The sequence below is a fragment of the Streptomyces sp. NPDC051563 genome (assembly GCF_044454225.1).
Classification (GTDB): Bacteria; Actinomycetota; Actinomycetes; order Streptomycetales; family Streptomycetaceae; genus Streptomyces.
Genome location: NZ_JBITDL010000002.1, coordinates 1 through 20,291 on the forward strand (window position 1 = coordinate 1; position 20,291 = coordinate 20,291).

Below are 20,291 nucleotides of genomic sequence, written 5' to 3' on the forward strand. Positions count from 1 at the left end.
GGGGGGGGGGGGGCCCCCCGGGGGGGCCGGCGCCCCGGCCCCGGGGCCCCCCCCGGGGGGGGGGGGGGGGGGGGGGGGGGGGGGGGGGGGGGGGGGGGGGGGGGGGGGGGGGGGGGGGGGGGGGGGGGGGTGTTGGCCTGGACTGCATGATTTAGGCGCCCTGTCCCCGACTTTCGACAGTTTTGGCTTTCCCACGCGCCACAAATCACGCTCTACGTCCAGGCCAACACCCCACCCCGCCCCCGTCCCCGCCCCTGCCGTCCGCAGCCGCCGACCCCGGGCGGGGGGCATCCGGTCCGGGCAGGGGCATCCGGTCCGGGCGGGGGGTGCAGACCCAGGCCCGGGTGGGCCGTGGCCCCGGCTGGTTGGGTCATGGCGCCCGTTGGGTGGATGTCGACCCCGGGTGGGTGGTCTTCGGTCCCGGCCAGGGTTTGTCTTTTCAGCAGTCCGGCGTTTGAGGACCGGGGTCCGGGGCGGAGCCCCGGGGGTTTGGGCGCAGCCTGGTTTCCCGTTCACGGTGGGGCTGCGCCAAATTCAGCCTCGCCGGCGTTTGAGGCGCGGGGTCTGGGGCGGAGCCCCAGGGGGTCCGGGCGCAGCCCGGGGCCCCGCTTTCAGCCCGGCCGGCGTTTGAGGGCCGGGTCAGGGCTGGCCCTGGGAACGGTGGAAGGGCGGGTAGGGGACTCCGCCCCGCGCAGCGGTGAAGGGGGCTGCGGGGGACTTGCCCCGCGCAGCGGTGAAGGGGGCTGCGGGGGACTTGCTCCGTGCAGGGGTGAAGGGGGCTGCGGGGGCTTCGCCTCGTGTGGTGGGGCTACGGGCGGGTGGCGTAGGCGCGGACGTCTGCGTCGGGGTCGGTGGCGGCCGTGGTGAGGGCCGCCAGGGCCGACGGGTCGGGGCGGTGCCCGCGCAGGGCGAGGACCGCGGCCTTGCGGACGTCCGCGTTCGGGTCGGACAGCGCGAGGGACAGGGGCGGCACCGCCACCGCGGGAGGGGCCGAGGACAGCCCGGTGGCGGCCCCGGCGCGGACCTGCCAGGCCGGGTCGGAGAGGGCGGAGACGGCCCGCGCCGCGTGGCCGCCGGTCAGGGCCACTGCCGCGAGTGCGGCCGCGCGGACCAGGGGGTCGGGGTCGGACAGGAGCGGGGGCAGGGCGGAGCCCGCGCGCAGGGTGCCGAGGGCCTTGGCGACGGCGACCCGGACCTCCCGGGAGGAGTCGCCGGTGGCGCCGGCCAGCGCAGCCGCCGCGTCCACCGAGACCAGCGCCCGGACCGCCTGGATGCGGACGTCCACGTCGGTGTCCCGCAGGGACTGCTCGTACAGGCCGGGTTCCCCGAGCCGCAGGACCCGTAGGGCTTCGAGCGCCGCCGAGCGGACCGCCGGATCCGCCACCGCGAGGCCCGCCCGCAGGGCAGCCCCCAGGGCGGGTTCGGGCGGGAGCACCTCCAGCAGTTCGCGCAGCGAGGCGGCCGCGGCCGCGCGCACCGCCGGGTCGGGGTCGGCGAGCCGCGCCCCGAGGGCGGGACCGGCCCCCGACGGGGCGGTTTCGCCGAGCACCGCCACCGCCGTGGCGCGGACCGCCGGGTCGGGGTCGTCGAGGTAGGGGAGGAGGGCGGCCAGGCCGGGGGCTTCCTCCGCCAGGGAGAGGAGTTCGAGGATCCGGGGCGAGCCGGGCCCGGCTGCGGTGTCCCGGCCGGCCGGGGCGGGGGCCGCCGCCCGGCCTCCGGCCAGGGCCACGCCGACCAGTTCGACCTCGCCCAGGTGCCGGGAGGGCCCGCCCGTCGGGGTGAACTCCGGGACGGGGACGAGGTAGGGGTCGACCGGTCGCGCCGTGAACTCCATCGCCCCCGAGGGGGACTTGCGCAGGTCCAGGTGGTGCAGCCAGCCCGCGTCATCGCGCTCGGGGTGGTCGAGCCGCTCGTGGTAGAGGCCCCAGCGGGACTCGGTCCGGGCGAGCGAGGCCCGGGCGGCCATCTCCGCGCAGTCCCGGATGAAGGAGACCTCCGCGCAGCGCATCAGCTCGTGCGGGGTGGTGGCGCCCATCTCGCCGATCTCCCGCTCCATCCGGGTGAAGGCCTCCACGGCGAGCGACAGCTTCGCGCCGGTCTTGGGCGGGGCCACGTAGTCGTTCACGAACCGCCGCAGCTTGTACTCGACCTGCGGCTGCGGCGGCCCGTCCGGGTGGCGGAGGGGCCGGTAGATCAGTTCGTGGGCGCTGGTGAGCTGATCGGCCGGCAACTCCCCTTCGTACGGCCGGTACTGCGCGGCGTCCGCGCCCGCCAGGTCGCCGAAGACGAAGGCGCCGATCATGTAGTTGTGCGGTACCGAGGCCAGGTCCCCGGCCGCGTACAGCCGGGGCACGGTGGTGCGGGCGTGGTCGTCGACGCGGACGCCGGAGGCCGAGTGGCCGCCGCACAGGCCGATCTCCGAGATGTGCATCTCGATGTCGTGCGTGCGGTAGTCGTGGCCCCGGTTCGCGTGGAAGGTGCCGCGCGTCGGCCGTTCGGTGGTGTGCAGGATCGATTCGACGGCGGCGACGGTCTCCTCGGGCAGGTGGCTGAGCTTGAGGTACACCGGGCCGCGGTCGGAGGCGAGTTCGGCGGCGAACTCCGACATCATCTGCCCCGACCAATAGTCGGAGTCGACGAACCGCTCGCCGTGCCGGTTGACCTGGTAGCCGCCAAAGGGGTTCGCGACGTAGGCGCAGGCCGGGCCGTTGTAGTCCTTGATCAACGGGTTGATCTGGAAGCACTCGATGCCGGTGAGCGCGGCGCCCGCGTGGTAGGCCATCGCGTACCCGTCACCGGCGTTGGTGGGGTTCTCGTACGTCCCGTAGAGGTAGCCGGAGGCGGGCAGTCCGAGACGTCCGCACGGTCCGGTCGCGAGGATGACGGCCCCGGCCCGCACGGTCACGAAGGCGCCGGTACGGGTATTGAAGGCCGCCGCGCCGATCGCCCGGCCGTCCTCGGGGGAGGTCAGGACGCGGACCGGCATGACCCGGTTCTCGATGCGGATCAGCTCGCGCATCTCACGGCGGCGCAGCTGCCGGTACAGCACCTTCTTGACGTCCTTGCCCTCCGGCATGGGCAGCACGTACGAACCGGATCGGTGGACCTGGCGGACCGCGTACTCGCCGTGCTCGTCCTTCTCGAACTTCACCCCGTACGACTCCAGGCGCTGCACCATGCCGAATCCGCGGGTCGCCGTCTGGCGGACCGTGGACTGGTCGACGATCCCGTCGTTGGCCCGGGTGATCTCGGCGACGTAGTCGTCGGGCTCGGCGCGGCCCGGGATGACGGCGTTGTTGACCCCGTCCATGCCCATGGCGAGGGCGCCGGAATGCCGTACGTGCGCCTTCTCCATGAGCAGCACCCGCGCGCCGGCCTCGGCGGCGGTCAGCGCCGCCATCGTGCCGGCGGTGCCGCCGCCGATGACGAGGACGTCGCAGGTCAGTTCCTCGGCGTCGGCGATCGCGGGGAGGTCCATGGGGGGCCTTTCAGAGAGAGTCGAGGATGCGGCGGCGCAGTGCGGAACGGTCCGCCGTACGCGAGCGCGGATGCGGTACGTCGATCAGCTCGCCGGTGGCGAGGAGCGCGACGCGGTCGCCGAGATGCAGGGCCTCGTCCACGTCGTGGGTGACGAAGACGACGGTGGCGCCGGTACCGGCGAGGACGGTGACGAGCAGGTCCTGCATCTCGGCGCGGGTCTGGGCGTCGAGCGCGCCGAAGGGTTCGTCCATGAGGACGGCGCGGGGCGCGGCCGCGAGGGCGCGGGCCAGCTGGACGCGCTGGCGCTGGCCGCCGCTGAGCTGGTGCGGATGCTTGTGCGCGTGGTCGGCCAGGCCTACGCGGGCCAGCCAGTCGGTGGCGATGCGGCAGCGGTCCGCGCGGGGCGTCCTGCGGATGGCGAGGGGCAGTTCGACGTTGGCACGGACCGTGCGCCAGGGGAGCAGCGCGTCGTCCTGGAACACCAGGGCCCGGTCGGCGTGCGGGCCCGTCACCGGGGCCCCGTCCTGGGTCACCGCTCCCGCGAGCGGGGGCAGCAGCCCGGCGAGGGTGCGCAGCAGGGTGGACTTGCCGCAGCCGGAGGGCCCGACGACGGTGAGCACCTCGCCGGGGGCGACGGCGAGTCCGACGCCGTCGAGGAGCGGCGGGGATGCGGGGCGGCCCAGACGGACACCCTCCAGACGGAGGGCGGCGCCGGTGGGTGGAGCGGGGCTGAGCGTTTCTGTGGCCATGGCCCTTCCTCTGGCTGCGGGTGTGGTGGTCGGGAGGCCCCGGTCCGGTTCCGGGCCCGGTGTCCGGGCTGCGCGGGTGGGCGGGCCCTGCGGGGCGGAGTCCCCTACCCGCCCTTCGCCCGTTCCCCGGGCTCTGCCCGGACCCGCGCCTCAAACGCCGGCGAGGCTGAAGGGGGCCCCGGGCTGCGCCCGGACCCCCTGGGGCTCCGCCCCAGACCCCGGTCCTCAAACGCCGGACGGCTGAAACGACCCCGGGGCTCAAACGCCGGCGAGGCTGGACGTGACCGGGGCCGGAGGCCGGTGGGGCGGGGACGGGGGCGGGGTGGGGTGTTGGTCTGGACGTAGAGAGCGTGATTTGTGGCGCGTGGGGAAGCCACAACTGTCGAACGTACGGGGCAGGGCGCCTAAATCATGCAGTCCAGACCGACACCCCACCCCGCCCCCGGCACCGCCCCACCCCCCGCAGCCAGCACGCCCCCGGGCCTACCCGTCACGCACCGGCCGCCGCCGGCCAAAACCCAGCCCCGCCGGCGTTTGAGGCGCAGGGGTCCGGGGACTGGTCCCCGGCAACGGTGCCGCACGGGACGGGAGCCACCGCGTCAGGTGGCGGCCCGTGCGTTCGACGGCCGTCGACGTGAGCCAGCCCAGGGCGCCGATCGTGGCCATGCCGACGAAGACCCCGCGGTAGTCCACGACCGTGTAGTCCTGCCAGGTCCGGTAGCCGACCCCGTACTCACCCGAGATCATCTCCGCGGAGATCACGCAGATCCACGACACCCCGATGCCCACCGACAGCCCCCCGAAGATCCCGGGGAGGGCCCCGGGGAGGACCACCGAGAAGAGGATCCGGCCGCGGCTGCCGCCCATCGTCAGGACGGCCTCCTCCCACACCGGGGCCAGCGCGGACACCGCGTGCCGCGTCGAGACGAGCACCGGGAAGAACGCCGCCGCGCAGGTGATGAAGACGATCCCCTGCTCGTTGGACGGGAAGAGCAGGATCGCCACCGGCACCAGCGCGATCGCCGGGATCGGCCGCAGGACTTCGAAGAGGGGCCCCAGCAGGTCCGCCGCGAGCCGGGAGCGGGCGATCGCCGTGCCCGCCGCCACCCCCAGGACGGCCGCCAGCGCGAAGCCCGTCACGATGCGCCGCAGGCTGAAGCCGAGGTCCTGCCAGTAGGGGCCGGTCGTCGCCCGGTCCGCGAAGGTCGAGGCCACCTCGCCCACCGTCGGGAACTGCTCGAAGCGGAGCCAGAGGTTGACGTCGAGGGAGGTGAGCAGCTGCCAGGCGACCAGGGCCGCGGCGAGCGAGGCCAGCCGCAGCAGCCGACGGCGGGCCGTCATGACGCGAGGGCTCCGGCCGAGGCCGAGGCCGCGGCCGAGGCTTCGGCGAAGGAGACGATCCGTGCTCCGGACCCCGCATGCTGATCGGCGTACGCCTTCGCGCCCGACGGGGTCACGAATGCCCGCAGTTCGGAGCCCTCCGCCACCCAGACCGCCTTGTCGGCGAACCACGGCGTGCCCGTCACCGCGTCGGGGACGTAGGCTGCCCGGACCCCGCCCGGGCCCGCCGCCGCGAGCGCCTTCAGCAGGGCCGCCGGGGTGTCGAAGCTCTGCGTGCGGTTGCCCTCCTTCAGCCACAGCTCCGGCCGGGCCGGCGCGGCCGCCGGGAACTCCGAGCCCGCCCCGGAGCCCGCCCCGGAGCCCACCGCGGCGCGCGCCAGCGGCGCGGGGTCCACGAAGGCGTCCACGTCGACGGAGTCCACCAGCTTCGCCGCCTTGAGGACGGGCACGTCCTCCTTCAGCGCCGCCAGCAGCTCGGGCCGCAGCGCCGGGTCGAAGGTCGCGATGCCGTTGGCCCCGTTGTAGAGGTACACGACCTCCGCCGGCAGCCCGGTCTCCTTGGCCACGGCCTCGGCCGCGACGACCGGCTGGGTGCGCAGGTACGCGGTCGCCTTGCGCTGGGCCCGCAGGAAGTCGTCCAGTACCGTGGGGCGTTCGGCCGCGAACTTCTCGCGGACCGTGACCCCGTGAAAGGTCGGCAGGTTCAGCTCGGCCCCGTCGTACAGGGCCGTGGCCCGTCCCTCGAAGGCCAGTTGTCCGGGCCAGGCGACGAACTGTGACAGGGCGTCGACGCTGCCCGCCTGGAGGGCGGAAGCGCCCACGCTGGGCTGTTGGTTGAGCTTCTCGATGCCCTTCTCGGGATCGATGCCGGCCCGTTGCAGGGCTCGTACGAGGGTCCCGTCGGCGGCCGAGCCGACCGAGGTGGAGACCTTCTTGCCCTTCAGGTCCGCGAGGGACCCCAGCTTCGAACCGGTCGCGGTGACCACGGTGTTGAGGCCGCCGCGCAGGTTGTATCCGGTGACGGACACGAGGCGGGTGGGCTGCTTCAGTTCCTTGCCGCGCGCCGCGTTGATGAGGAGGGGGAAATCGCCCATCGAGCCGATGTCGATCTTCCCGGCGGTCATCTGGGCAGTGATCGGGGCGCCGGTGGCGTAGTCCTGCCAGTCGACCTTGTAGGTGACCCCGTCCTTCTTGCCGCGCGCCGCGAGCTCCTGCTCGAAGTATCCGAGGGAGCGCAGGAGCGTACCGGCGGTCACGGTGTTGATGGTCTTGGACTGGTAGCCGACGGTCACCGTGACCGTCCTGGACCCGCCGTCCGCACCGGAGGCGGCGCCGCACGCCGTGGCCAGCGGGAGGCCCAGCAGGAGGACGGGGGCGAGGGCCTTCGCGCGCATCCTCGTACGCATTTTCGTACGCACCTTCGTATGGATCTTCGTACGCATCGGGAGCGGGCGGCCTTTCACCGGAGCAGGTAGGGCATGTTGACGGTCACCGCGCCGGTGGGGCAGCGGGCGGCGCACGGGCCGCAGTACCAGCACTCGTCCACGTGCATGTAGGCCTTGCCGTTGTCCTCGCGGATCGCGAGCGAGTCGAGCGGACACATGTCGACGCAGAGGGTGCAGCCGTCGATGCACAGGGACTCGTCGATGGTCACGGGCACGTCGCCGCGCTGGGGGACCAGAGGCATGGCTGTCTCCAGGAAGGTGGGGATGAGGGGTCTACGAGGGCTCGCTACGCGGTGGTGGTGCGGTGCAGCAGCCCGCTCATGGTGATCCGGTCGCCGCGGAAGCGGATGAACTCCAGGTCCACGGGCCGGCCGTCGCCGAGGTGGGTGAGGCGCTCCAGCATCAGGACGGCGGCTCCGCGCGGGGCCTGCAGGACGGCGGCGGAGTGTGCGTCGGCGTTGACGGCTTCGAGGGTGATCTCGGCGTGGCCCAGCGGCTGCCCGGTCAGGGACTCCAGGAGCCGGAAGACGTCGGTGTTCTCCAGATCGCAGCCGATCAGGTCGGCGCCGATGTCCAGCGGGACGTACGTGAGGTCGAGGGAGAGCGGCAGCCCGTCCAGGCGGCGCAGCCGCTCGATGTAGAGCACGTCGGAGTGCTCGGGCAGGCGCAGCCGGGCGGCCACGGGGGCCGGGGCGCGGACGGGGCCGACGGTGCGGACCTCGTTGGTGACGCGGCCGTGTGCGTGGAGGGTTTCGGCCAGGCCCTGGAGGCGGTCGAGGGCGTGCGGGTACTTGGCGCAGACGATGACGGTGCCGACGCCGGGGCGGCGTTCGACGAGCTGCTCGCCGCGCAGCAGGTCGAGGGCCTGGCGCACGGTGTTGCGTCCGGCGCCGTAGTCGGCGGCGAGGGTGTCCTCCAGGGGGAGGACGCCGGTGGGGTAGCCGCCCGCCAGGATCTGGTGGCGCAGCAGGTCGGCGAGCTGTCGCGCCCGGTCCGCGCGCAGCCGCCGGCGGCGCGCGGCGGCGACCGGGACGGTGTGTTCGCGGGTGCGTTCGGCTGGCATGGCACGGAACATACCGAGGGGGCCGGGGCGGTGGTGTTGCCGCAGTGTTGCGCCACCCGCGGGTGCCGGCGTACGGCCGTGACCTGCGCGAACGGCGGGGCAGCGGAAGGATCCGCCACCCCGCCGTCAGCGGTCGTCCCGAGGAGCGGACGCTGATCCGTCCGACTACGCAGTGCCCACGATGCGGCCGGCGACCTCGCCCAGGCCCACGCGGGTGCCGTCGGCGCCCGGTGCCCACGCGGTGAGCGTGACGGTGTCCCCGTCCTCCAGGAAGGTGCGCTTGCCGTCGGCGAGCTCGATGGCGTCGCGGCCGTTCCAGGTGAGCTCCAGCAGTGAGCCGCGCTGGCCGGTCTCCGGGCCGCTCACCGTCCCCGAGCCGTACACGTCGCCGGTGCGCAGGGAGGCGCCGTTGACGGTCATGTGGGCGAGCTGCTGGGCGGCGGTCCAGTACATCGAAGCGAACGGCGGCTGCGCCACCTCCTGCCCGTTGATCGAGACCGTGATCCGCAGGTCGAAGCCGCCGGGGCGGTCCGCGCCGGAGTCGTCGAGGTAGGGCAGGAGCGGGAAGTCCCGGGCCGGCGGGGCGACGCGAGCCGCGTCCAGGGCCTCCAGCGGGGTGACCCAGGCGGAGACGGAGGTGGCGAAGGACTTGCCGAGGAACGGGCCGAGCGGCACGTACTCCCAGGCCTGGATGTCGCGCGCGGACCAGTCGTTGAGCAGGAACAGCCCGAAGACGTGCTCCTCGAAGTCGCCGAGGGCCACGGGACGGCCCTGCTCCGAGGGGGTGCCGACGACGAAGCCGACCTCGGCCTCGATGTCGAGCTTCACGGACGGCCCGAAGACGGGCGCGGGGTCGGCGGGCGCCTTGCGCTGGCCGCTCGGGCGGACGACGTCGGTGCCGCTCACCACGACGGTTCCCGCCCGGCCGTGGTAACCGATGGGCAGGTGCTTCCAGTTGGGGGTCAGTGCGTCCCCGTCCGGCCGGAAGATCTTGCCGACGTTCGTGGCGTGGTGCTCGCTCGCGTAGAAGTCGACGTAGTCGGCGACCTCGTACGGCAGGTGCAGCGTGACGTCTTCGAGGGGCAGCAGGTGCGGCTCCACGGACGGCCGGTGGCCGGGGTCGGTGACCCAGGCGGTCAGCGCGCGGCGCACGTCCTTCCAGGCGGTGCGGCCCGCGGCGAGCAGCGGGTTGAGGGAGGGCTGCCCGAGCAGTCCGGCGTACGGGGACCCGAGCGCGGCCGCGGCCGCCCCGGCGTCGAGCACGTACCCGCCGATGCGGACACCGATCCGGCGCCGGTCCTCGCCGCCGCCGGCGGTGGAGAACACGCCGTAGGGGAGGTTGTGCGGCCCGAACGGGTCGCCCTCGGGGAGGTCGAGGGGGCTCTGCTGGGGCATGGGGTGCTGCCTCGCTTTCGACGCGGCCCGGGGGTGTCCCGGGGGCTGGTTGACAGGTTATGCGGATGGTGGTGCGCAGGGGAGACCGTATTTGCGGTATTTGTAAGACTTGTCCGCCAGGGTCCGTATCCTTGACACGTGACTTCCGCCCCCCTCCCCTATGCACTCGTGGCCACCGACCTGGACGGGACTCTGCTGCGCGCCGGAGACACCGTCTCGGCCCGTTCCTACGCCGCTCTCGCCACCGCCCGCGCGGCCGGAGCCCGGCACATCATCGTGACGGGCCGCCCCGTCCCGCAGGTCCGGCACGTCCTGGACGGCCTCGGCTACACGGGCCTCGCGGTGTGCGGGCAGGGAGCGCAGGTCTACGACGCGGGCGCCGGGCGGATGCTGCACTCCGTTCCCCTGGACCGGGAGCTGGCGGAAGTCGCCCTCGGGAAGATCGAGGCGGAGGTCGGCGAGGTCTTCGCGGCCGTCAACCAGGAGGGCCTCGACGCGGAGATGCTGATGGGTCCCGGCTACCGGATGTGGCATCCGCACCTGCCGGTGGTGGCGGTGGCCCGGCGGTCCGACCTGTGGGCCTCCCCGATCAACAAGGTCCTCCTCCAGCACGCCCGCCTGTCGGACGACGAGCTGACGGCCGTGGCCCGGAGCGTGGCCGGGGACCTGGTCAACGTCACCATGGCGGGGGAGCACACGGTGGAGCTCCAGCCCCTGGGCATCGACAAGGCGAGCGGCCTCGCGGTGGCGGCGGAACTCCTCGGTGTGACGGGCCCGGAGACGATCGCCTTCGGCGACATGCCGAACGACGTCCCGATGTTCGAATGGTCGGGCCACGGGGTCGCGATGGCCGGCGCCCACCGCGAACTCCTCGCCGTCGCGGACGAGGTCACTCTCTCGAACGAGGCGGACGGCATCGCGGTGGTGCTGGAGCGGTTGTTCGGGTAACCGCACGGCGCCGCTGCCGGGGAACGCCGTCCCGCGCTGAGGCGTACTACCGCTCCCGGGTCCGCCGTGCCCACACTCGGTGTGCGCTCGGCGACGCGCGCCGAGGCGGAGGAGGCTGTCGTGTTGGTGAGGAAACTGGCCGCTGTCGGTGTGGGCGTGGTGGTCGCGGTGGGTCTGAGCAGTGCACCGGCGAGCGCGTCGCCGTCGAGCTCCGCGTTCCAGGACCGGTCCGTGCCCGAGAAGTGCCTGGACTTCCGGGCCGACTTCGGTCCGTACATCACGACGTGCAACTACGAGGCCTACCAGGTCTGGTACTGGGACAACGAGATCGCGTACACCGCCATGCGGCAGCGGGCGACCAAGCTGTGTCTCACGCTGCGCAACGGCCAGCCGACCATGAAGGCCTGTTCCGCCGCCGACCAGGCGGCGCTGTGGGCCATCGACGACACGTCGACCGCCGGTGCGCTGATCAAAAACAAGGTGAGCCACACCTGTCTCGCGCGGACGGCGAACGACCGCGTCAACGCCGCGACGTGCACCGGAGGCGCCTCGCAGCGGTGGGACGTCATCAACGGTTTGTGATCCCGCCGCCCGCGGAGTGCCGGGCCCCCGGGCGGCCGGCCCCGGGGCCCGGGCCGGCTACACCGCCGACCGCGGCAGGCGGCGTTCCCACGTGCGGTGGAAGAGGACCTCGTCGGCCTCGCGGCAGACGACCTCGTTCGACGTCAGGAAGCCGCCCTCGTCGCAGGTGATCTCCGAGCGGGTCACCACCGAGACGTCCCAGCCCAGCTCCGGGCGGTGCAGGCGGACCGTCCAGGCGGAGTGGGTGCGGGCGGACAAGGGGTCCGACTCCTGGATCTCGTAGATCTCCAGGGCGTCCTCGCTGAATTCCAGGCCGTCGGGGTAGACCCGGGTGCCCCCGTAGCGCGGGTCGACCTCCAGGCGCCACAGGCCGCGGGCGACGTCCCGTACGACCAGGCGTTCCGGGCGGGGGGCGTCCAGGGTCTCCGGGTACGAGACGCCCAGCGGCTGCGACTGTTCCGGGGCCTCGAAGAGGATCGGGTCGGCGCCGTCGGCGGACGGATCGCGGATCGGGAGTTCCACCGCGCTGCCCGCCGGGTCGAGGGTCCAGCCCGCCTCCGAGCCGGCGCGGGGCCAGATCCACGGCCAGTAGGCGGAGGACAGGGCGACGCGGATGCGGTGGCCGGGCGGGAAGGAGTGGCCGATGCCGTTCAGCTCGAAGGCCACGTCCTCGTACGAGCCCACCGGCCACGGGACCGCTTTGTCCCGGCCCTGCCGGGCGGAGAGGTTGAGCGCGCCGCGGGTGACCAGGGTGGAGGAGCCGTCGGGGGCGACGTCGCAGAGGCGGGCCACGACCTGGCCGTACGGGACGTCCATCCGCAGGCGCAGGCGGACCACCGGGCGGCCCAGGATCTCCACCGGGCCGGAGGCGTCCGCGACGGGGAACTCGAAGCAGGCCGACTTCGCGTCCTCCTCGCGCTGGTCCGGAGGCAGGTCGGCGTCGTTGCCGAAGGGGAAGAAGCGGCCGGCGTCCAGGCCCGTGTGCTGCGGGGAGGCGACGATCACCGGGGCGCCCTGGAAGGCGTAGGTGACGGGGGCCACGTTCGGCGAGGGCCAGGACGGGTCGCCGACCCAGCGGCCCGGCAGGGTCGGGTAGCTGGTCGCGGGCGGGTGGGACTCGGAGATCCAGGAGCGGAGCAGGGGTTCGGACATGACCCCGGTGTCCTTGCCCTTGAGCCAGTGGTCCCACCAGCGCAGGGTCTCCTGGAGGAAGCCGATCGCGGGGCCCGGGGGCAGCCCGCGGTCGGGGTACTGGTGCGACCAGGGGCCGATCAGGCCGCGGACCCGGTCGGCGGGCAGGGCCGAGACCAGGCGGAGCACGGTGTCGCGGTACGGGTCGTGCCAGCCGCCGACGGCCAGGACGGCCGCGCCGATCGCGGAGTAGTCCTCGCAGACGGAGCCGTGGCGCCAGTACGCGTCGCGGGTCTGGTGGGAGAGCCAGGTGTGGACGAGGGGCTCCACGGCGCCGAGGCGCGACAGCCACTGGTCGCGCCAGGCCTCGCCCGCGTAGAGCGGGTCCGGGGGGCGGGAGGCGAAGGCGAGCATGGTCGCCGCCCACGCGTGCATGTCGACGGCGAGGAGGGAGCCGCCCATGTAGTGGACGTCGTTGTCGAAGCGGTCGTCCGTGGAGCAGACCGTGACGACGGCCTTGAGGGGTTCGGGGGCGAGGGCGGCGATCTGGAGGCTGTTGAAGCCGCCCCAGGAGATGCCGAACATGCCGACCGCGCCCGTGCACCAGGGCTGGGCCGCCAGCCATTCGACGACCTCGACGCCGTCGGCGAGCTCCTGCGCGTCGTACTCGTCGCCCGGGTCGCCGCCGCTGTTGCCGTGGCCGCGCACGTCGACCCGTACGGAGGCGTAGCCGTGGCCCGCGTACCAGGGGTGGCGCTGCCAGTCGCGCGGGGCGGTCCAGTCGGTGAGGCGGTACGGGAGGTACTCCAGGAGCGCGGGGACGGGCTCGTCGGTGACCGGGCGCCAGATGCGGGCGTACAGGTCGGTGCCGTCCCGGAGGGGGATCCGGACGTCCTCGTGGGTGGTCCCGTAGGGGAAATCGGTTCGGATGATCATCGAGGCTCTCTCGCCAATCGCCTGGGGGCGGTCAGTGAACAAGGGGCGTCAGTGAACAAGGGGCTCAGTGGACAACCGGGGTCAGTGGACAACCGGGGTCAGTGGACGGGGTGCATCGTGCGCTTGAGCCACGGTGCGGCTGCGATCACCGCGAGCCCCACCGCCACCGCGATGGCGCCGTTGACGCCGAAGTACGCGGGGTGGGAGACCTGGTCGTAGAGCTTGACCACCTGGGCCTGGATGCCGTTGGCCAGCGCCAGGGACAGGAACCACAGGGCCATGGTCTGGCTGGCGAAGGCCTTCGGGGCGAGCTTCGTGGTGGCCGACATGCCGGAGGTCTCGAGGAGGATGTCGCCGAGTCCGAGCAGCAGGTAGGAGCCGACGATCCACCAGGCGGCCATCTTGTACGTGTCACCCGTGTGCCCCGAGGTCGGGATGACCATCAGGAGGAAGGACAGGCCGCCCAGGATCACTCCGATGGCGATCTTGTTGGAGGCGTGCGGCTGCCGGCGGCCCATCCGGACCCACAGCGCGGCGACGACCGGGGCCAGCAGCACCTCGAAGGCGCCGAGGGCGGAGGCGTACCAGCCGGCCGGGAAGGTGAAGCCGAGGATCTCGGTGCGGGCGTTCGTCGAGGCGAGCAGCATCATCGTCGAGTACGCCTGGAAGAGGATGAAGTTGAAGGCCACCGAGGCCAGGAAGAGCACCACGTACGGGCGCAGGCGCCCCCGTTCGGCGGGCGTCACCCGGTCGCTGCGGAACATGATCGCGAAGTAGACGATCGGCGCGATCACCGAGACCAGGGTGAGCAGGTCGACGAAGCGGCCCATCGTCAGCCAGCCCAGTACCGCCAGAAGGGTGGCGAGGGCGGCGAAGACCAGGATGCCGGAAATGATCTTGATCACGGCCGCGCGCATCGCGTCGGGCGCGAGCGCGAACTCGGCGGAGTGCTTGCGCCCCGCCAGGTGGCGGCGTCCGAGCACGTACTGGATCAGGCCCGCGGTCATGCCGACGGCGGCGGCCGAGAAGCCCCAGTGCCAGCCCTCGTGCTCGCCGAGCCAGGCGGTGATCAGGGGGCCGGCGAAGGCGCCGATGTTGATGCCCATGTAGTAGAGGGCGAAGCCGGCGTCGCGCCGGTCGTCGTCCGTCTTGTAGAGCTTGCCGACCATGCTGGCCACGTTCGGCTTCAGCAGGCCGGTGCCGGCGCTGATCAGGCCGAGGCCCACCCAGGTCATCGCGGCGGTCGGCACGGCCATGGCGTAGTGGCCGCAGGCGATCAGGATGCCGCCCCAGAGCACGGCGCGGTACGAACCGAGGATCCGGTCGGCGAGCCACCCGCCGGCTACGGAGACGAGGTAGACCATGGTCCCGTAGGCCGCCGCGACGGAGGCCGCGGTGCCCGGGTCCATGCCCAGGCCGCCGTGGGCGACCGCGTCCGCGAAGTAGAGGACGAGGATGGCCTGCATGCCCAGGAACGAGAAGCGCTCCCAGACCTCCAGCCCGGAGAGCGTGGCCAGGCCCCTCGGGTGTCCGAGGAAGGCGTGGTCGTCGCCGGGCGGCGGCTGGTCGGCCTCTGGGTCGGACGAGTCGTCTATATCGGTAGTAGTTCTGGACAAAACGCATTCTCCGGTTGTTTCGGCTGCTCTAGAACATACCGGGGCGCATGGGGCGCCGCCCGGCCGGTAGGGTGCCCGTGGCCGGACGGGTGCCCTGGGTGATCGAAAACAGACCGGATACGCTGGCTTGAGTGATGGCAGCGACACATCGACAATCCGTGTGATCGTCAAGGTGATCGTCAGCAGACAGGAGTACCCCTCGTGACCGTCGTCGGGCCGTTCGGACTGAGCGTGCGGGACCAGGCTCTTGAGACCGATGTCCAGGCCGGACTGGCCGCCGTCGAGGCGGGTCTGCTGGAAGCCACCAAGAGCGAAGTCCCCTTCATCACCGAGGCCGCACAGCACCTGGTCCGCGCCGGAGGCAAGCGCTTCCGGCCGCTGCTGGTGATGCTCGCGTCCCGGTTCGGCGATCCCTACGCACCCGGGATCGTCCCCTCCGCCGTGGTCGTGGAGCTCACCCACCTGGCGACGCTCTACCACGACGACGTCATGGACGAAGCGGACGTGCGCCGCGGCGTGGAGAGCTCCAACGCCCGCTGGGGCAACTCGGTGGCCGTCCTGACGGGTGACTTCCTGTTCGCCCGCGCCTCCCACATCCTGGCGGACCTCGGCCCCGAGGCCGTACGGGTCCAGGCCGAGGCCTTCGAGCGGCTGGTGACGGGCCAGATCCTGGAGACGGCGGGCCCGCGGGACGGCCGCGACCCCGTCGAGCACTACCTCGACGTCATCGCCGGCAAGACCGGCTCGCTCATCGCGGTCTCCGGCCGCTTCGGCGCGATGATGTCCGGCGCCGACGAGTCGGTCGTCGACATCCTGACCCAGTACGGCGAGCGGCTCGGCACCGCCTTCCAGCTCGCCGACGACGTCCTCGACATCGCCTCCGACTCGCACGAGTCCGGCAAGACCCCCGGCACCGACCTGCGCGAGGGCATCCCGACGCTGCCGGTCCTGCGGCTGCGCGAGATGGCCGCCCAGGGCGGCGACCCCGGGGACCTGGAGCTCGTACGGCTCCTGGACGGGGACCTGACGGACGACGCCCGGCACGCCGAGGTGCTCGCCCGGCTGCGGGTCCACCCGGCCCTGGAGCAGGCCCGCAGGGACACCGTGCGGTACGCGGAGGAGGCGCGGGCCACGCTGGCCCCGCTGCCCGACTGCTTCGCGAAGTCCGCGCTGGTCGAGCTGTGCGACGCCGTGGTGCACCGCGCGGGCTGACCTGCGGCACGGCAACCGAAGGCGGGACCGAAGGCGGGACCGAAGGCGGGACCGAAGCGGGACCGGCGGCAGGACCGAAGTCAGGGGCGAGGGCCCGGCAACCCCTACGGGTGGGGGAGGCCGGGCCCTCGTCATGTCATCCCTGGGGCGTACGCACAGTTGGCTCCGGGGGCTGACGCCCCGACCCCCTCTTCTTTGGTCAGATAGAGGCACATCCCCACCAGATCGGGTGAGAGTGGCGGCGCGGGGTGGACGTGTACACGCAAGAGGGTAGGTCGCCGCCGTACACACAGAGGTAGGGCAGACAGACATGGCAACGAACGCAAAGACCCGCAAGGCCGCTCGGTACGCCGTACCGGTCGCGGTGTTCGGTGTGGTCGCCGGCACGATCGCGATGGTCCCGGCCTTCGCGAACGCCGGTGGACCGGACCTCCCGAAGGTGACGGCCCAGCAGCTCATCGAGAAGATCGCCGCCTCGGACGTGCAGCAGCTGTCCGGCAGCGCCAAGATCAGCACGGACCTGGGACTGCCGAGCCTTCCGGCCGGCCTGCTGGGCGGCGGTGGCGGCGTGACCGGCGGCTCCGCGGACCCGCAGGAGAAGCTCAGCCAGCTGGTGAGCGGCGGCACGCAGACCTTCCGGGTGGCCGCGGACGGCCCGGACCGCCAGAAGCTCACCATCGTGGACGGCAAGGACGAGTACACCCTCGTCCACAACGGCGACGACGTCTGGGGATACGACTCCAAGTCGAAGGAGGCCTTCCACGAGAAGGCGCCCGCCGGCAAGGAGGGCAAGGGCTCCGACCGCAAGGCCGGTGACGGCCTGCCGGGCTCCCCGCAGGAGATCGCCCAGGAGGTCCTGAAGGCCGCCGGGACGACCACCGACGTCGGCGTCGGCGACACGGCCCAGGTGGCCGGGCGCGACGCCTACCAGCTGGTCCTGAAGCCGAAGGGGACCGGTTCCACGGTCGCCTCGGTGAAGATCGCGGTCGACGCGAAGAACGGCGTGCCGCTGCGCGTGCAGGTCCTCTCCACCGACGGCGGCAAGCCGATCGTGGACGCGGGCTTCACCAAGGTGGACTTCGCCAAGCCCGCCGCCGACACCTTCGCCTTCACCCCGCCCAAGGACGCCAAGGTGACCGAGGGCGCGGCCGGCGAGCACGGCAAGGGCGCCAAGGACGGCAAGGACGGCAAGGACAAGGGTCTGGGCGCGCTGGAGTCCATCCCGGGTCTGGGCGGTCTGACCGGCGGCGCCGGCGGCGCCAAGGGCGAGCCGAAGGTGCTCGGCGAGGGCTGGACCTCGATCGCCCGCATCGAGACCGGCGCGACCGGCACCCTCAAGGGCATGGACGACGCGGCCAAGGACAAGAACGCGCCCAAGGGGGCCTCCCAGTTCCTCGACTCCCTCGGGGAGAAGGTCTCCGGGAAGTTCGGCGAGGGCCGTGTCCTGAAGACCCGCGTGGTCAACGCGCTGATCACGGACGACGGCAAGGTCTACGTCGGCGCGGTCACCAAGGCCGAGCTGGTCAAGGCGGCCGACGCCAACAAGTAACCGCGGCCCGGAGCCGGCACCCGGCCGGAGCGGCTGACCGAGGGTGGGCGGGGACTGTGTCCCTGCCCACCCTTGTGCCGTTCCGGTCCTGTGTACAGCGGCCCCGCTGTACGGTGAAAAGCATGTCGAGACACGTCACCATCCGCCTGGAAGAAGAGTTCCACGAACGCCTGAAGGCGCGAGCGGCGGCCCTGGGCACGACGGTCACCGCGCTGATCACCGAAGTCACGGAACGCGAGCTCGACGAGGACCGGAAGAACTTCCTGTCCGGGATAGAGGAGTTCGCCGACCACTGGGGCTACTTCCAGGAGCGGTTCGGGCATTGAAGATCACCATGGAGTGGGCCTGGACAGCCCTGGCCCACCATCTCCCGTCCGATCCCGCCGTGTGGGATCCCTCCGGAGTGGCCGCCGCCGTGGCCCGGCACCAGAACGACCTCGTCCTGGTCCCCGAACAGCCCGCCCCGGACACCGCGTGGCGGGCCGCGGCGTTTCTGCACACGCTCGCGGTGTGCCCGGCGCTGGAATCCCCGATGAACGAGTTCTACGCCGCCGCGGCCACCCGCTCGTACCTGCGGGTCGCCGGGGCCAAGCAGCTGCCGTCGCCCGAGGAGCTGGGCGACCTGGTGGAGGCCGCGAAGCTGGGACACGCCGACGTCGCCGCGGTCGCGGAGGAGCTGCGCGCCCGCATCCAGGATCCGCTGCCGGTCTCGCTACGGGGCCGCGCGCAGGGCTCGTAGAACGGCCGCGGGCAGGAATCGTAGAGCCGCATGCAGCGCGCGCGGAACGGCCGGGGGCTCCGGCGCGATCCGGTCGGGATCGCGCCGGAGCCCCCTGGGGCCTGCCGGATCAGAAGGTGATCTTCCAGCTGTTGATGTAGCCCACGTCCTGCGCGGCCGCGTCCTTGACCCGGAGGTTCCAGACGCCGTTGGCGACCTCGGAGGAGGCGTTGACCGTGACGGACTTGACGATGTTGTCCGCGCTGCCGCCGGTGCGGTTGTGCAGGTTGTACACGGTGCCGTCCGGGGCGACCAGGTCGACCACCAGGTCACCGCTGTAGGTGTGGACGATGTTCACGTCGACCTTGGTGGTGGCCGGCGCGTTGCCCGTGACGCCCGAGACCGTGATCGGCGAGTTCACCGCGGCGGCGGGGGAGTCCGGGATCGTGACGTCCGTGGTGTTCTCGAAGGACTTGCCCGGCGGGACCGGGGTGGCCGCCCCGAGGTTCCAGATCGCGTAGGCGATGGCGTCGGAGTTGCGGTCCAGGGCGGTGTCGTTGATGTTCGCCGTGGTGTCGCAGGAGGCGTGGTAGCAGCGGTCGAAGGCCTGACCGGAGGTGCCGCCCCACTTCGTGGCCTGGGCCGCCGTCTTGGTGTAGTCGGCGCCGGAGAACAGGCCGCCGACCGGAATGCCGGCGCTCTTGAACGGCGCGTGGTCGGAGCGGCCGTCGCCCTCGGTCTCGATCTCCGTGGCGACGCCGATGCCCGCGTAGTAGTTCTTGAAGGTCTGCTCGATCGTCGGGTCGTCGTCGTAGACGAAGTAGCCCGGGTTCGGCGAGCCGATCATGTCGAAGTTCAGGTAGCCGGAGATCTTCGACTTCTCCGCGGCCGGCAGGTTGTTGACGTAGTACTTCGAGCCGATCATGCCCAGCTCCTCCGCGCCCCACCAGCCGAAGCGCAGGTGCTTCGTGGGCTGGAGCTGCGCGCGGGAGACGGCGAGCGCCGTCTCCAGGATGCCGGCCGAGCCGGACCCGTTGTCGTTGATGCCGGGGCCCGCGGTGACCGAGTCGAGGTGAGCGCCGGACATCAGGACCGAGTTGGGGTCGCCGCCCGGCCAGTCGGCGATCAGGTTGTAGCCGGTGGCGCCGCTGGAGGTGAAGGTCTGCAGGGCGGTCGTGAAACCGGCCGCGTCCAGCTTGGCCTTCACGTAGTCGATCGAGGCCTTGTACCCGGCCTTGCCGTGGGCGCGGTTGCCGCCGTTGGCCGTGGCTATCGACTGCAGCTGGGTCAGGTGCGCCTTGACGTTGGCGAGGGGGATGTCGGGCGGCGTGGGCGCCGCGGCGACCGAGGCCGGCGAGGCGAGCGCGGCGGGGGCGGTGGCGGCGAAGAGACCGGCGACCGCGAGGGCGGTCACGGCGGCAAGGCGCCGGGAGACGGACAGGCTCATGTGGGGGCTCCGGGATTCCGTACTGGGGATGTGTGCGGAAACGTGCGGGGTAGAACAAGTGAGCAACGTGCGTCAGTGCGAGCCTGATGGTCAGTGAGACCGTGATGGTCCGTCAAGACCTCAATCCGGTCACACCCGTTCGGAAAGCGGACGGAACCGGCCGTGGGGCCGTGGCGGGAGCACACTGGGGGGATGAACGTGAACGAAGAGACCCGTGCGGCGGTCGTCGAGGCCCAGTGGATCGACCGGCGGCGGGTATGGGCGGACAGCCTGGAGCGCCGCGGGCCCACGGTCGCGTGCCTCGGCACCCTCGCGGTGCTGGAGGCGGCCCACGCGGACCCGGTCCTGCGGCAGCTGTACCCGTACACGAGCCATTGCCACGTGCACTTCAGCAGCACGACCCGCTTCCCCTACGAGGTGGCGGTCCCCTTCGTGATCCCGCTGCCCGACGGCCGGTTCCGCGTCATGCGGCGCGACCCCTCCGGGCAGGTCGGGGAGACGGCCACGGCCGGGGAAGCCGTGGCCCTGGTGGTGGCGCACGTACCGCCGCGCCTGAGGCTCGCCGCCACGGGGCTGCCGATGGAGGCATAGGCAGAAGACGGGGGGGGCGGGCGGAGACGGGTGGAAACGCGGACGGGCGCGTCCGAAGACGCGCCCGTCGCTGCTCCCGGCTCCGGCC

The 20,291-nt window shown here is 72.6% G+C and carries 17 protein-coding genes; 7 read left to right on the top strand and 10 right to left on the bottom strand.

Annotated features, from left to right (window positions below; all coding sequences use genetic code 11):
• Positions 1-808 precede the first annotated feature (808 nt).
• The 7 genes from ACIA8F_RS02160 to fahA all read right to left on the bottom strand — a co-directional run bounded on the left by ACIA8F_RS02160 (position 809) and on the right by fahA (position 9,473).
• Entirely contained in the window at positions 809-3,478 is a 2,670-nt protein-coding gene (locus ACIA8F_RS02160; RefSeq protein ID WP_399376258.1) for a fumarate reductase/succinate dehydrogenase flavoprotein subunit, read from the bottom strand.
• Between the two features lie 10 nt (positions 3,479-3,488).
• Positions 3,489-4,229 carry an ABC transporter ATP-binding protein gene (locus ACIA8F_RS02165; RefSeq protein WP_399376259.1) on the bottom strand — a complete coding sequence of 247 codons (741 nt, stop codon included), beginning with the start codon at positions 4,227-4,229 and terminating at the stop codon, positions 3,489-3,491.
• A 483-nt stretch (positions 4,230-4,712) separates the two neighbouring features.
• The gene (locus tag ACIA8F_RS02170) at positions 4,713-5,570 is read right to left on the bottom strand and encodes an ABC transporter permease (protein ID WP_399376260.1); all 858 of its coding nucleotides are present in this window, start codon (positions 5,568-5,570) and stop codon (positions 4,713-4,715) included.
• Positions 5,567-6,976 carry an ABC transporter substrate-binding protein gene (locus ACIA8F_RS02175; RefSeq protein WP_399376261.1) on the bottom strand — a complete coding sequence of 470 codons (1,410 nt, stop codon included), beginning with the start codon at positions 6,974-6,976 and terminating at the stop codon, positions 5,567-5,569. Before ACIA8F_RS02175 ends, ACIA8F_RS02170 begins: the two co-directional genes overlap by 4 nt.
• Before the next feature lie 53 nt (positions 6,977-7,029).
• Entirely contained in the window at positions 7,030-7,257 is a 228-nt protein-coding gene (locus ACIA8F_RS02180) for a ferredoxin family protein (RefSeq protein WP_030710222.1), read from the bottom strand.
• A gap of 44 nt (positions 7,258-7,301) precedes the next feature.
• The gene (locus ACIA8F_RS02185) at positions 7,302-8,078 is read right to left on the bottom strand and encodes a GntR family transcriptional regulator (RefSeq protein WP_399376262.1); all 777 of its coding nucleotides are present in this window, start codon (positions 8,076-8,078) and stop codon (positions 7,302-7,304) included.
• Between the two features lie 165 nt (positions 8,079-8,243).
• A complete protein-coding gene (gene fahA / locus ACIA8F_RS02190; protein ID WP_399376263.1) occupies positions 8,244-9,473 on the bottom strand; it encodes a fumarylacetoacetase in 1,230 nt (409 codons plus the stop codon).
• Between the two features lie 138 nt (positions 9,474-9,611).
• On the opposite strand from fahA, the gene ACIA8F_RS02195 reads away from it, so the two are divergent.
• A complete protein-coding gene (locus ACIA8F_RS02195) occupies positions 9,612-10,421 on the top strand; it encodes an HAD family hydrolase (RefSeq protein ID WP_399376264.1) in 810 nt (269 codons plus the stop codon).
• Positions 10,422-10,541: 120 nt separating this feature from the next.
• Complete coding sequence (locus ACIA8F_RS02200) at positions 10,542-11,003, top strand: RICIN domain-containing protein (RefSeq protein WP_399376265.1); 462 nt, start codon at positions 10,542-10,544, stop codon at positions 11,001-11,003.
• 57 nt (positions 11,004-11,060) lie between these two features.
• Here the strand turns inward: ACIA8F_RS02200 and ACIA8F_RS02205 are convergent, their stop codons facing one another.
• Both ACIA8F_RS02205 and ACIA8F_RS02210 read right to left on the bottom strand, forming a co-directional pair.
• Positions 11,061-13,070 carry a CocE/NonD family hydrolase gene (locus tag ACIA8F_RS02205; RefSeq protein ID WP_399376266.1) on the bottom strand — a complete coding sequence of 670 codons (2,010 nt, stop codon included), beginning with the start codon at positions 13,068-13,070 and terminating at the stop codon, positions 11,061-11,063.
• 98 nt (positions 13,071-13,168) lie between these two features.
• Entirely contained in the window at positions 13,169-14,686 is a 1,518-nt protein-coding gene (locus ACIA8F_RS02210; protein WP_399376268.1) for a peptide MFS transporter, read from the bottom strand.
• A gap of 201 nt (positions 14,687-14,887) precedes the next feature.
• Between ACIA8F_RS02210 and ACIA8F_RS02215 the strand changes: the two genes are divergently transcribed.
• From ACIA8F_RS02215 to ACIA8F_RS02230, 4 genes are all read left to right on the top strand, one after another.
• A complete protein-coding gene (locus ACIA8F_RS02215; RefSeq protein WP_399376269.1) occupies positions 14,888-15,898 on the top strand; it encodes a polyprenyl synthetase family protein in 1,011 nt (336 codons plus the stop codon).
• A gap of 310 nt (positions 15,899-16,208) precedes the next feature.
• Positions 16,209-17,447 (top strand): outer membrane lipoprotein carrier protein LolA, encoded by a 1,239-nt coding sequence (locus ACIA8F_RS02220; RefSeq protein WP_399376270.1) that lies wholly within the window; start codon positions 16,209-16,211, stop codon positions 17,445-17,447.
• 122 nt (positions 17,448-17,569) lie between these two features.
• Complete coding sequence (locus ACIA8F_RS02225; RefSeq protein ID WP_239516343.1) at positions 17,570-17,773, top strand: ribbon-helix-helix domain-containing protein; 204 nt, start codon at positions 17,570-17,572, stop codon at positions 17,771-17,773.
• Complete coding sequence (locus ACIA8F_RS02230; RefSeq protein ID WP_399376271.1) at positions 17,770-18,186, top strand: hypothetical protein; 417 nt, start codon at positions 17,770-17,772, stop codon at positions 18,184-18,186. The genes ACIA8F_RS02225 and ACIA8F_RS02230 overlap by 4 nt, the downstream gene beginning before the upstream one ends.
• Positions 18,187-18,295: 109 nt before the next feature.
• On the opposite strand, the gene ACIA8F_RS02235 is transcribed toward ACIA8F_RS02230, so the two are convergent.
• On the bottom strand, positions 18,296-19,612 hold the full coding sequence (locus ACIA8F_RS02235) for a M28 family metallopeptidase (protein ID WP_399376272.1): 1,317 nt from the start codon (positions 19,610-19,612) through the stop codon (positions 18,296-18,298).
• 192 nt (positions 19,613-19,804) lie between these two features.
• Between ACIA8F_RS02235 and ACIA8F_RS02240 the strand changes: the two genes are divergently transcribed.
• Complete coding sequence (locus tag ACIA8F_RS02240; RefSeq protein WP_399376273.1) at positions 19,805-20,203, top strand: DUF6193 family natural product biosynthesis protein; 399 nt, start codon at positions 19,805-19,807, stop codon at positions 20,201-20,203.
• Positions 20,204-20,291 lie beyond the last annotated feature (88 nt).